This window comes from uncultured Thiothrix sp. (assembly GCF_937873765.1).
GTDB lineage: Bacteria > Pseudomonadota > Gammaproteobacteria > Thiotrichales > Thiotrichaceae > Thiolinea.
Map to the genome: position 1 here is coordinate 1 of NZ_CALMZC010000055.1, position 12,440 is coordinate 12,440.

Sequence of the window (12,440 nt, forward strand, 5' to 3'; positions counted from 1 at the left end):
CATTGGCGAATTCATTAATCAGATGTTTTTCAACTCTTCTGGTGCATGACCAAATATAGTATTAATTTAATAAAATTTACTATATGCCTTATAAATGTTAATAAAAACTACAATGAGTTTAAAAAAGAAAATTTCAGATCTTTAGCTTATGCCACAAGAAAAGCAATACTGAAAATAAAAGGTAAGAATTATATGGACTTATATAGAAGTTACGATGACAATAATTTTCCATATATAGAAAAATAATATACTAGTATTCAAGTAATGCTAATAATTACCTAGGCAAAAATTATCAGGGGTAGAAATTCTGTTAAACTATAACCATATCCACTGCTCCCCTGAAGCTGATCCCTTCCACGAATAGTAGACAGAGAGAAAAACGAGTCTCTTTAAAGAAACCGTAGAGATACACGCATGAAAAAGAAAGACCCCAGCATCAACACCGAAAACAACGCCATCGGCTTACACACATCACAGCAGTGACTTCGATTAAAGACTCAAAAAAGCTAATAATTTACTTAAATTATTTTTTACGGTTAGCAACTAATTATACAGGAACTACCCCAAACCCCGTATACTTCCGCTTATACGGAGCATGAAATGCCAACACAATATCTTCCTTGGGCACGCCTAAAGCAACTAACTCATTAGCAATCCCTGTTTCTGTTCCATCATACTGAATCCAAATTTGCTCACCAATAATATCCACATGCAAAATAGAACCATGAAAACGCTCATGCCCCTTCCACCCAACAACCAGTAGCTGATAACGATCATGTTCAGTATCAAACAAAACTTCACGCTTAATCTGCTCATCACTCATAGGTAAACGGGCATACTCCTCAAAAATCTGACGAATATAACGCCTATATTGAGTTATTTTTTCCATAAAGAGACCTCTTCTACTTCAGGATTAAACACCAAAACACTCACTTGATACTGTGATAGAGCCAACTGGACAAAAGGTAGGGAAAAGAAAGTTTTATAAGTATCATCCGCTACAGCCAAATACAAATAACGATCCTGATGATCTGCTTTTAAAGCCAACCGATAATTCAAAAATTGACCTAGCGCTGTATGAAACTCTGAAACCAAAGAACCAGATAAAAAACTTTTGATTTCAACAGCAATCTGCTCTCCATTGCGTTCAGCAGCTAGCAATCGCTCAGCTCCCAAATCAATATAGAGATCAAAACCACCTGCGGCAATCGAAAGTGGGTCATGAGTAATAATCCAGCCATCTTTCTGTAAAGCAACTCTGACTGCATTATGAAAAATATCTCGTGCTGGCATCACTGACCTCTTTTTGATTTCTCACATCACCAACCACTTCGCCAAAGCGATCAAACCCAACATCCCCAAATAAAACGGCCATACCGCCCAAGACACTAAAGCCTCCAAAAAAGTAGTGGGTAATTTACCATCAGCTCGTACTTTATACAGCTCACTGGCCTGCAAAGTTCCCGCATGAAGTGCGTTGATAAATTGGTTATAGGCGGAACGGAACTGCTTCTCTAAGGCTAAATAATAGGCATCTAAAAAACAAAACAATACTGCTGGAATAATGGCTAAAGCCGCCGCGTGAACCATCCCCTTTTCCGCAACTAACACTAAAATCGCAGAAACCAAACCCACCGCCCATTGTTTACAAGCCGCACTATTAGCCGCCATCCGCATGATCAAGCTCTGATACATATCAATATGCTTTAAGACGGCACTAGATTCCGGTGTTAATGACTGATCCATACATAGACTCCATAAAATTCTCCAACCTAAACGACTATTGATAGAGCATCAAGGCTCACTCACTCATCTTAAACGTATTCTGAACCGTAAGTGTTCCAATTTGCTACCCATCTTACCTATCTTCATTCCATTGTAACTAAGCACTACTACCACTCATCGGAAAAAGCGAACAAAAAACGAATAATCACTAAGAAATTTTGATTGGCAAAGTTCGTCATTTGTTCGTATATTTAGTTCGTGTTTGGTTCGGTTTGCAATGAGAAGGACGGAATATGTCAAAGTTAACACGTAGGCAACAGGAGATTTTACAAACTATACGCTCGCTGTTTGAGCTGAATGGCTATGCCCCTACGCTAGATCAAATTGGTATCCAAGCAGGGATCAATACCCGTAGTACCGTTCACCAACATGTGCAAAGTTTAATTAGTTTGGGTTATCTCGATGAAGCTTCTGAGGGTAAACGTGCCTACAGCATTCCTACTCATTGGACTACAGAACCGGAATCTGTGCATAGTAGCCTACAATTATTAGGCAAAATTGCAGCGGGTAAACCGATTGAAGCTTTAGATAAAAACGAGATTAGCCTGAATGAATTATTTTTAGGCCCTAATCGCTATGCCTTAAAAGTCCAAGGCGAATCGATGCGTGATATTGGCGTGATGGATGGCGATTATGTGGTGATTCAACATGCTGAAACTGCTGCCAATAACGATATTGTCGTGGCCTATGTAGAAGGCGATGGCGCGACTTTAAAACGGATTTTTTATCTAACCGATGGGCGTATCGAGCTGCACCCAGAAAATAGCACTATGCAACCGATGGTTTATCCAGCGCATAGCGTACAGGTACAAGGCAAAATGGTCGGCTTATTTCGTAGCTACTAAACCTAAACCACCGAACTTAATTGGATGCCCTGATCCCTAGACCAACCACTAGGGTGATTATAGGCAGCGTATACCGCTGCCTTTTTTTTAAGAATATATTAATAATAGGAGTTACAACATGGCTATTAAAGAGAATTTAAAACCTCCAAGAAATTGGAAAACTGCACTAAATAATTCAAGCAATGATTTAGTAATTAATGACAACACAGATGAAATTAAAAACCAACTGGATCTCAAAGAAGCTTGGGGAGTGATTCGCTGGGTCTTAGTCGCTTGGGCTTTAGGTGTTTGGTTATTATTGGTCATGCTACCTGGTATGGATAAGATTATAAATGCGACCACAGCCATGTTGCATTTGCCTAATATTTTTATCGGCTTAGGATTGATTGCTGCAATTTTTGCTTCCTACAGCATGCGCTCTGATAAGCATTTACTATGGTTTTTAGGCGTTTTGCTACTACTGGCAGGCTGGATGTAAACAAAGGGTGTGAAGAAAGCGGCAACTCTCTCCACACCTTATCCTGTGTCATTTGGGAAGATTCGACAGGAGAATTAATTATGACTGATTCAAAGGTAAAAACCAAATTTGATCGGCCCAGTTATATTGCACGCAGTAAGTCCCTACGAGATTTATTACGTGATTTGCGTAAAGCTGAATTATGGTTACTGATAGCCGCTGTGGCCGCTTTTTTAGCCTCTGCCTTTTTTGTGGTGAAATACTTTGTGGGTGGCGAGATGACGCCCGAAACTTGGACTTCAGAACAGTGGCTCAATGCTTGTTTAGGATTAGGTATTACTGCTGTAATCACAGCAGCTCAAGCCTTTTTATATGCCTCAGGTTATAAAGGTCCTGCTGCTATTATCGCCACCTTTATTGTGGTTTTCTTTGGTTTATTCTCTGAAATCTCACAGTCGATGGAGCGTGAGGATGCCACAGTACGGCATCGCTCTGAGAACTCTGTAGTATTCCAAGCCGCAGTGGGTAGTATCAATACCTTAGCGAGTAGCGCTGCCAGTATTTCTAATGAACAACGTGCTTTAGCTGATACTCGCGCCCAATTAGCTTATTGGCAAGATTTAAAAGCACAGAAAACCGCTCAGCACGAGTCTGTTAAATACTCGCATAAAACCTTGGATAGACGCATTGCCGATTATGAGCGCAAATTAGAATCTTATAATCATCAAGTGGTAATGCAAGATCAAACACGCTCAACTTTATTAAGCAGTGCGATTAATCAAGCAAAGCAACTGGAATATGATGAAGATAAACATTACGCCATGATTCGCTTAATTAAAGCCTTTTTGGGTGTAACCGGAATTTGGGCTTCATTTTTATTCTCAGTGATTATTATTGGGACTTTTGAGTATGCCTTCCATTTTGTAGGTGCTTATGTGGCTGATCATCGCGCCGCTTTGTTATCCTTAGGTCGCGATTCACATGGGAATATTATTAATACACCCGATGGTATTCTTTTAGCAGCACAATTAGCTAGTGGTGGAAATATTCCCAAAGATCATGCCAATCAATTACGTAATGAGTATTTAGATTGGGTTTCGCCTGATCGCAATGAACGCATGTCTGTCACGATGCCTACTGAAAATTCACAAAAATTAGCAGATATAGAAACTGAGGAAAACAAAATTGCGGATATGACTCAAAAGCGCTTCTTTAAGATTATTTATACCGATGTCCGTAATCGTATTTTAAATGGTGAGCTGAAACCAACCATCCGTCCCGTCACGGATGCAGTGGGTGAGATTATCCGTGAAAAGGGCGAGCGGATGGGGATTAAAGCCTCATTAATAGGCAAACCCCAGCGCCAAGAAATCGCCGAGACTATTTTGCGCACACTTGAGCAAGAAACGGTTGTTGAATTGAATGCTGAAGGTGGTGTAGGCAAACCTAAATATGTGTTAGCTCCACGTTATGCTGAAGCGATGCAATTCAATAAAGTCGCAATCTAAGCATCCCACCCGACTATCCGCCAGAACTTATTGCTATTTAGCAGTGTTCTGGCCGGAATTCCACCGAGCTTATCAAATATCAAGCTGCATTCCTTTGCATAATCAGCTATAAACCAAGGATACAGAATAGCTAATAATTGGACTTGTCGCGCTTATGTTGAAGCTTACCCTGCCGATAATGCTCTTAGGGCTAGCATTATCCGGTACTGTTGATGCCGCCCCGCGTTCTTATGGTCCCGTAAAAGATCAAGATACTCTTTGGACGATTGCTGATCGCTTGCGACCTGATAACCGTGCTACCGTGCAGCAAACTATGCTCGCGCTCTATTACAAAAACCCCCAAGCCTTTGCTAGTAATAATATTAACTCTTTAATGAAAGGTGCGGTGCTCAAAGCCCCCAGCTCTGCTGAAGCCCGGCGTTATCAGCGTTTAGCCGCTTTGCGGGAAGCCAGAAAACATAATCATTTTTGGAAGCGCGGCGTGGCTTTGCCTCGTACCGAGCCACCGCCAGTGCCGAAAATCAAAGAACGCTCTGTAATTAAACGCTCTAGACCGATAGGGTCAAAACTAAGGTCTAAAACGAGCGCTTACACAACGACTCCACACAATACCAGCCGCCGCTTGGCTCGCTTACAAGCTCAATTACAAGCTGTTGAAGCCAAAAATCAAGAGCTAACCCATGAACTCAAGTCTTTACAAGCTAAACAAGTACAGGGTAAGCCCAATCCACAATTAGATGCACAAGTCAAAAAATTGAAGCTTGAGCTGCAAGAACTAACTAGCGTGCTTGACCAAAAAGACAATCACATTAAGACACTGCAAGCCTCTTTAAAAAATGCGAGTGAAACTATCAAAGCGCAACATGCAGACAATATGCGCTTGTATGACAAACTAAAAGAAGTCAGCCCATCAAGTGTTCCTAGCTCGCCCAACTCCGAAGGCAAATCAGAATTAAAACTCACCACGGTAGAAGCCTCCACTGCTGCCGTTGCAGGTGCGGCTATCTCTGAGAATAAAGATAATGCAACTAAATCAGTTTGGGCCGATGAACATAGAGATTCGCCTACCGCAGCGACTAAACCCGATAATTCTGCTGAAAAATCAACCAATGAGACTGCTGAGCCTGACAGTAAAATAAGTACTGATACCGCTAAGCCCAGCGAGTCGACGGAAAAAACCACTAAATCTGCAGACCAGATAGCTGAAAGTAAAACCGAAAACGCTACCCAGCCTACTAATACTGCCAGCAAAACAGCCGAAGCTACAGGCAATACAGCTACTGGAACCACTGCTGCTAGTGAGTCACCAGTCATAGCCAGCAACGATTCTGATATTAAAGCACCTAGTCATACTCAGAGTGCTGCTCATTTAGTACCGACCAATGAGGTGAAAACCCCTAGTTCAGTGCCCGTTTCACAAATAATCTCCCAATCTAGTCAGCAAAGTAGCACCGGAACTAGTAATGCCTCCTTACCACTACGTGGTGTTTCACCCTTAGCTTTAGCAGTAGCTTTGATTTCCTTACTGTTTATTCTGGCGATGATCTGGCGTGCTTTTGTTCAGCAGCGGCAAATGCGCCGTTTAGAAGAGGAAGAGACGCAGGTAGCTGAACGTATGCGCCGACGTTTAGAGGGAAATCAGTCCTCATCAGCCAGCACGAGTACTGCTAGTGTTGTTGAGAAAAAAGACCCTGCCCTCGATTCGCCAGAAATAAAATTTTAATAATAGATGACTGAGAAAATTCTCTTACTGCATGGCCTTTGGTTACATCCTTGGGCGATGCGCTGGCTACAGCAACAATTTACTAGCGCTGGATATGCAGTCGTTACGCCTGTCTATCATTCGATTAGCTCGAATTCAGCCACTAATGTCGGCCTCATTTATCAAGCCGTTCAACACTACGCCCTCCCCACGAAGCGTTTGCATATTATCGCGCACAGTTTAGGTGGTATTGTAGCTTTGCAAATGCTGACTAGTTATACCGAATTACCGCCTGGACGCTTAGTGACTTTAGGTACGCCAGCCAAAGGCAGTTTAATCGCACAGCGCTTAGCTAAACATCATTGGTTTCGCCCATTGATGGGACGCAGCTTTGAAGGGGGTTTAGATGGACAAGGTTTACCCGAAACTTTATTACAACATGAGTGGGGCGCACTTGCAGGCAATAAACCGATAGGTGTCGGACGAATTTTAGGTGGTATTGCTGAAATCAATGATGGAGTGGTAGCACTTTCAGAAACTTATCATCCTGCCCAAACGGCGCATCGAGTCCTACCAGTCTCACATAGCAGTATGCTGTTTTCTGCACTTGTAGTAAAAGAATGCTTGCATTTTATTCGTACTGGTCAGTTTTCGCCTGAGCCTTAGATTAGTTATCCGAAAAGCTGTCAAGTATTTTTTGCTGTGGATAAGTCCTGAGCTTGCTCATTGTGGTCAAGCCTTTTTTAAACCACTACATGTGGTGTACTTAGCGAGTATCAAGATTACATGAGATTTTTGGTAGGTTTTTGCTGATAAATGGTAGTTTTAGGGCTTTAAACATCAATTTATCAGAAATTTCGCCAAGCTTATTCCACTTCTTATTAAAAAATTATTGCGCTAAGCAGTGAAGTATTGTGCATAAGCCTGTGGATAAGTCTGTCGATAACTAGTTGGTGGTGCGTTCACAGCCTCTCTAGTTTGTTTTGCCCTGCTTGCTCTTTACTTCTAAAATAAATTGATTAGTAGTCTTCTCTAGAAAATTAGTGATGAATACGGTAAAAGTGCCTCCCATCTTTTTAGCTTAAAGAAAAACCATGAAATATGACGTATACGGTATTGGCAATGCGCTAGTCGATAAAGAATTTGAAGTAACTGATGACTTTTTATCCGCTGAAGGTATCGAAAAAGGCTTGATGACGTTAATTGATGAAGCACGCCATAATCATTTATTAGCCAGTCTGAAACAAAGCTTTGGCTTAAAAAAACGCGCAGGCGGTGGTTCTGCTGCCAATAGTATTGTTGCGGTCAGCCAATTTGGTGGCAAAACTTTTTATGCCTGCAAAGTTGCTAATGATGAATTTGGCGAATTCTATATGCAGGATTTGCATGCTGCAGGTGTGGATACCCGTTTAGATCAAGTACGTTCGAGTTCTGAAGGCAAAACGGGTAAATGTATGGTCATGGTCACCCCAGATGCCGAGCGCACCATGAATACCTATCTGGGTATTACTAGTGATTTTTCTGCCGCTGAACTGCATTATGAGGAATTGAAGCAATCTAAATATTTATATGTGGAAGGTTATTTAGTCACTTCAGATACTTCGCGTGCAGCCGTATTAGAAGCACGTAAAGTAGCTCAAGAGCATGGCGTAAAAATGGCTATGACCTTTTCTGATCCTTCGATGGCTACTTATTTTAAAGCCGGTTTAGCGGAAATGCTCGGCGCAGGTGTAGACGTTTTATTCTGTAATCAAGAAGAAGCTTTTGCTTTTACCGGCCAGCAGACTTTGCAAGCAGCCATTCAATCTCTAAAACCTTTGGCACATAAACTAGTTATCACTTTAGGTAGTGAGGGTGCTTTAGTAGTCAATTCCGATAATGAAGTAAAAATCGCAGCACAGAAGATAAAGCCTTTAGACACCAATGGAGCTGGTGATATGTTTGCCGGGGCATTTTTATACGGACTCACACAAGGGTTGAGCGATGTCCAAGCAGGTACTTTAGCGAGTCGCGCTGCTGCTCAAATTATTCAAGTGTATGGAGCACGTTTAGATAAGCACGTGCATCAGGCAATCTTACAGTCCATTTAAAAGTATGCATCAAACGCTGTATGCTTAATCACTGCAGCGTTTAGTTTTACGCTTCAAATACCCCTATCCAGAAAACTTAAGGTGTTAAGCATTTAAGCATGCTTAGCTTAACCCTAGATAAATATATCCACTTCCTTACAAATATTACTAATTTTATCGGACATACCTTTGCACTTGTCCTCCCTAAGCTCCGCTTTTGGCAATGAATCTAAGATGATGAATCCTAAGAAGAACATTTCGGGATTTTATTGGGGTAAAGGGAAAGACCAAATGTTAACACCCATCCAAAACGGGCAAATCCGCGCTAATCATCTTAGTACGATTGAGCCAATAGAAGCTAATTCATACAACCAGCGCGATTTACGGCGACAAGCTGAGCGCTTTGTCAACTTTGACCTGCCAAAAACGTTATATCAACACATGGCACGTTTAGTGGGTAACTTCCTACAACAGATCGTCGGGCGCGAGGACGGTAATCAACATAAAAGCAGTAAGCCAGAGCAAGCTACACAACGCTTTTATAAACCGATTAGCACTGCAGGGCAACCTCGTGAAGTACGCGGTATTGCAGATCGTATGCCACGCCTCGTCGATCCAGAAAATCCTTTTCCTGATAAGGATCTTATTCTCTTGGGTGAAGCTAAAGACTATCCTTCGGCAGTAATTGCCATCCAATATGATGAGACAGTGAAGCCCGTCTTTTACGAAGGCAATCAAGTGGTTGCACGTCATCTCTATTTAGACAGCACGCGCGGTTCGATTAAAGGTCTACTGATTTTAGCGGATGGCACTCGTATGCCCGTTAACATACGAGTGATTACCGCAGTTTAGGGATTATAATTTCAGGGCAAACCATAAAGTAGCAGGAATAATAATTAGACTACCCAAATTGCCTAACATCACCAGCGAAGCAACACGTTCTGGTTCTTGCTGATATTGCTCAGCGACTAAAACATTGAGCACTGCGGGTGGTAAAGCGGCAAATACTAATAATATTCCTGTTTCCACCGCATCTAAATGTAAAAAGGGCAGCAAAACTAAAGCTGAAATCAAACCAGCGACTGGTCCAGCAATCGCACCAAACACGCCTAATTTCCAGTCATTCCATCTGACGTCTAACAAGCGTACACCTAAAGAAAAAAGTAACAACGGAATAGAAACTTGTCCAAGCAGTTTAAGTGTATTTGCTAAGGGCATCGGTAAAGTAATGTGCAGGGAACTGAGCGTCAAACCGGCAATCGCGGCAATAATCATCGGCATTTTCAGTAGCTGTAAGGGATTGGTTTTATGATCAAGCAGGTACAAACCCAGCGTAAAATGCAGCAGCATCTCGATAATAAATAACACTACAGCCGCTTGTAACAGGTCTTCACCAAAGGCAAATAGAATCAACGGAATCCCCATATTGCCAGAGTTATTGAACATCATCGGCGGCAAAAAGGTTTTCAGATTGATTTTAAATGCTAAAGCAATCGGCAACAGTAATAACCCCGAACCGAGCACTACCGCCAAACCACCTAAAGCTAAGCCCCAATAGCCGCTAAAATCAAAAGGTTTATCCATCAGCGCCCAAAAAACTAAAAAGGGCGCGAAAATCTCCATATTTAGCTTATTCACCACTGACATATCAGGACGCAAGCGCCAACCGTAATAAGCGCCTAGACCAGCACAAGCAAATACTGGAAAAATAATACCGATAATACGTAAGACTGCTTCAAGCATAGAATAGACTTAGCGGACTGCAAGTTGATTACGTTTACGCGCTTGCTCGATATAAGCTTTGGCAAAGCGCTTGCCCAGCTCTAACTGCCCTTGTGCATTGTAATGCACATGATCATACATTTTGCCTAAGCCCTCGGTAGATACCAGTATCGTATTGCCACTCGCCTGCTGGGCTTGGCGTTGGCTGGCTTGTACTTGGGCAACTTTTGAAAAAGCTAAATCTTCCGGATTGATCTGCCCAAGAATAAACAAACTATTCGGTGAATTGAGGTCATTACGTAAAGCTTGAATTAAGCGATTCAAACGCCCGCCATATTGACCTGCTAAATCCGCATTGCGTGCATCACTTTCACCTTGCATCCAAACAATGGCATCAATCTTTTTATCGTGCTCTACAGGTAAGGAGAAGCCTACTTGGCGTAACAAACCTTTATATAAGGCCTGCCCGGGCAACCAGCGCTCAATCGTACTGCCGGTAGCGGCTTGTTTAATAATAATGTGGCGATCGTTGGGGAAAGCACGCGCGACTTCATGAGCAAAACCAATTTCTGGGCCAAAATAGGCAAATTGACCCAAGCCTTTTTCACGGCCTTGATAATAGAATTTTACATTCGTTGGTGTTTGCCGATAACTAGCAGGTAGCTCAGCAATTTTTCCTTTGCCCATCATGTTCGATTGCCCAGCCAGTAAATAAACTCGATCTTCGGCATGGCTCATACTGCTCAGACTAAAGAGTACCACTGCAACCAGCATCCCTGTTAAGCGCATTATTAATTCCTCAATCAAAATGCAAAATTTTACCGTGCCAAGCTTACACCAAAAAAAGGCGACCCGCAGGTCGCCAAGCTAGTAAAGATTGGAATTAATCTTGCTTAATTTGAGGGATCTGTGAGTAGCTTCTCGGCTGTCGGCTCAACCTGCTTAGCTTGAGGTAAAGCATTAGCGGTTAAGGCATACCAATCCAAATGCCGAGTAGCGAGCATTAAGGCCGCTAAAATGGCGAAGATCAGTAAGCTACCCATCAACAGCGCATTATCTTCAGCCTGCAAAATCACATAGAGCACTGCATATAAGCTTAATAAACCACCACCTAATAATAAGCCTAATTTTCGGCTATGTAAGATTGCTCCAAAATATAGAGTTAATAAACCCGTGCTTGCTACAGCCGCTATTACATAAGCCCAAGTAAAATCAAGATGTTCAGATAGAGAAATCAGCAGTAAATAAAATACGGTTAAAGCTAAGCCTACTAAGCAATATTGAATCGGGTGAATACGTAAGTTCTTCAATAATTCAAACATAATCAGTACGGTAAAAGTCAGTAGAATAAATAACACCGCATACTTAATACTGCGTTCAGATTGCTGATACATATCCACTGGCTGCAATAACTCAAAACCGACGGAGCGACTCAGCAAAGCATCGCATTGATTGGCTCGACATTGCTCTAAAACAGCATTCACATTGTAGGAAAAAGAAGAAGCACGCCAATGAGCAGTAAAACCTTGATCATTGATAGAGCGCTCCTCAGGCAGTAATTCACCACTAAATTTAGGATGTGCCCAATCTGCCACTAAGCGCACATCAGAATTTTCCGCCAGCATGGCAAAACTCATCGCACTCATACCGCGTAATTGCAGATCAAAATTAAACTGAAATTGCTGAGCTGGCACAGTACTGAAATCTGGGATTTTTGCATGCATACCGGCGGCGGCATTGGGTAGATTAGTACCCGGACTAAAGGCGAGTTTTTGTTGATTCCAGATTAACTCAGGGGGTGCAGCAATCCCTCGCTGATCACGCACTAATACCGACACATAGGGGCTGTATAATTGCAATTGATCATTTTTGTGCTCATTGATTAAATCGACCAAAGCTTGGGTTTCAAAGTGGCCTGAAACTTGTAAGTTACTATTGTAAATCGGTACTGCATAAATACCCCGATAGCGGATTTCACTGTCTAGTTTACTTTGAATTTCTAATTGCTTAGGCAGCATAATCAAGCGATTCTCAACCGTTTGTGCTTTCACCACCTCCCGCGTCGCTCCGTCTTTTTCAGTGATAGTTTCTTTTAGATTGACGGTGAGGGTATAAGGTATTACCAATACGGGGCCAGCTAGTACTTGTGAACCCGGCCAGCTTTGCTCAATGCTGCTATAAGCTTCAGCACGCCAACTCGCTCGCTCACTTACTAAACCCATTAAAGAAGCCTGTGGAATAAACAGCAAAATAATAAGTATAAAAATAATGAACAGTTTTAAGGCTAAGCGATAGTTTTGCATGATTAAACTCCTTATGCATTGCTAGCTAGACTAAGCAATGACCATGCAA

13 protein-coding genes are annotated in these 12,440 nt (G+C 42.1%); 7 read left to right on the forward strand and 6 right to left on the reverse strand.

From position 1 onward, the window contains the following. Positions 1-547 precede the first annotated feature (547 nt). Genes Q0307_RS16005 through Q0307_RS16015 form a run of 3 tightly spaced genes read right to left on the reverse strand, consistent with a single transcriptional unit; the run spans position 548 to position 1,746 of the window. Positions 548-889 carry a XisI protein gene (locus Q0307_RS16005; protein ID WP_298661917.1) on the reverse strand — a complete coding sequence of 114 codons (342 nt, stop codon included), beginning with the start codon at positions 887-889 and terminating at the stop codon, positions 548-550. Beyond that, positions 877-1,293, reverse strand: a complete 417-nt coding sequence (locus Q0307_RS16010) for a XisH family protein (protein WP_298661918.1) — start codon at positions 1,291-1,293, stop codon at positions 877-879. The genes Q0307_RS16005 and Q0307_RS16010 overlap by 13 nt, the downstream gene beginning before the upstream one ends. Positions 1,294-1,314: 21 nt before the next feature. Further along, the gene (locus tag Q0307_RS16015) at positions 1,315-1,746 is read right to left on the reverse strand and encodes a hypothetical protein (RefSeq protein ID WP_298661921.1); all 432 of its coding nucleotides are present in this window, start codon (positions 1,744-1,746) and stop codon (positions 1,315-1,317) included. Between the two features lie 272 nt (positions 1,747-2,018). Between Q0307_RS16015 and lexA the strand changes: the two genes are divergently transcribed. The 7 genes from lexA (at position 2,019) to Q0307_RS16050 (ending at position 9,218) form a co-directional block, all read left to right on the forward strand. Then, on the forward strand, positions 2,019-2,630 hold the full coding sequence (lexA, locus tag Q0307_RS16020; RefSeq protein WP_298661923.1) for a transcriptional repressor LexA: 612 nt from the start codon (positions 2,019-2,021) through the stop codon (positions 2,628-2,630). A 118-nt stretch (positions 2,631-2,748) separates the two neighbouring features. Then, positions 2,749-3,108 (forward strand): hypothetical protein, encoded by a 360-nt coding sequence (locus tag Q0307_RS16025; protein ID WP_298661924.1) that lies wholly within the window; start codon positions 2,749-2,751, stop codon positions 3,106-3,108. An 80-nt stretch (positions 3,109-3,188) separates the two neighbouring features. Next, positions 3,189-4,595, forward strand: coding sequence for a hypothetical protein (locus Q0307_RS16030; protein WP_298661925.1), 1,407 nt, complete (start codon positions 3,189-3,191; stop codon positions 4,593-4,595). Positions 4,596-4,749: 154 nt separating this feature from the next. Then, positions 4,750-6,318 (forward strand): FimV/HubP family polar landmark protein, encoded by a 1,569-nt coding sequence (locus Q0307_RS16035; RefSeq protein WP_298661927.1) that lies wholly within the window; start codon positions 4,750-4,752, stop codon positions 6,316-6,318. Positions 6,319-6,324: 6 nt separating this feature from the next. Further along, the gene (locus Q0307_RS16040) at positions 6,325-6,963 is read left to right on the forward strand and encodes an alpha/beta hydrolase (protein WP_298661929.1); all 639 of its coding nucleotides are present in this window, start codon (positions 6,325-6,327) and stop codon (positions 6,961-6,963) included. 428 nt (positions 6,964-7,391) lie between these two features. Beyond that, positions 7,392-8,387 (forward strand): adenosine kinase, encoded by a 996-nt coding sequence (locus Q0307_RS16045; RefSeq protein ID WP_298661931.1) that lies wholly within the window; start codon positions 7,392-7,394, stop codon positions 8,385-8,387. 270 nt (positions 8,388-8,657) lie between these two features. Further along, positions 8,658-9,218: a hypothetical protein gene (locus Q0307_RS16050; RefSeq protein WP_298661933.1), complete on the forward strand. Its 561-nt coding sequence runs from the start codon at positions 8,658-8,660 to the stop codon at positions 9,216-9,218. A gap of 3 nt (positions 9,219-9,221) precedes the next feature. On the opposite strand, the gene Q0307_RS16055 is transcribed toward Q0307_RS16050, so the two are convergent. The 3 genes from Q0307_RS16055 to creD form a co-directional block, all read right to left on the reverse strand. Beyond that, on the reverse strand, positions 9,222-10,109 hold the full coding sequence (locus tag Q0307_RS16055) for an AEC family transporter (protein ID WP_298661935.1): 888 nt from the start codon (positions 10,107-10,109) through the stop codon (positions 9,222-9,224). 9 nt (positions 10,110-10,118) lie between these two features. Further along, entirely contained in the window at positions 10,119-10,877 is a 759-nt protein-coding gene (locus tag Q0307_RS16060) for a sialate O-acetylesterase (RefSeq protein ID WP_298661936.1), read from the reverse strand. A 104-nt stretch (positions 10,878-10,981) separates the two neighbouring features. Further along, positions 10,982-12,391 (reverse strand): cell envelope integrity protein CreD, encoded by a 1,410-nt coding sequence (gene creD / locus Q0307_RS16065; protein ID WP_298661938.1) that lies wholly within the window; start codon positions 12,389-12,391, stop codon positions 10,982-10,984. Positions 12,392-12,440: the final 49 nt, after the last annotated feature.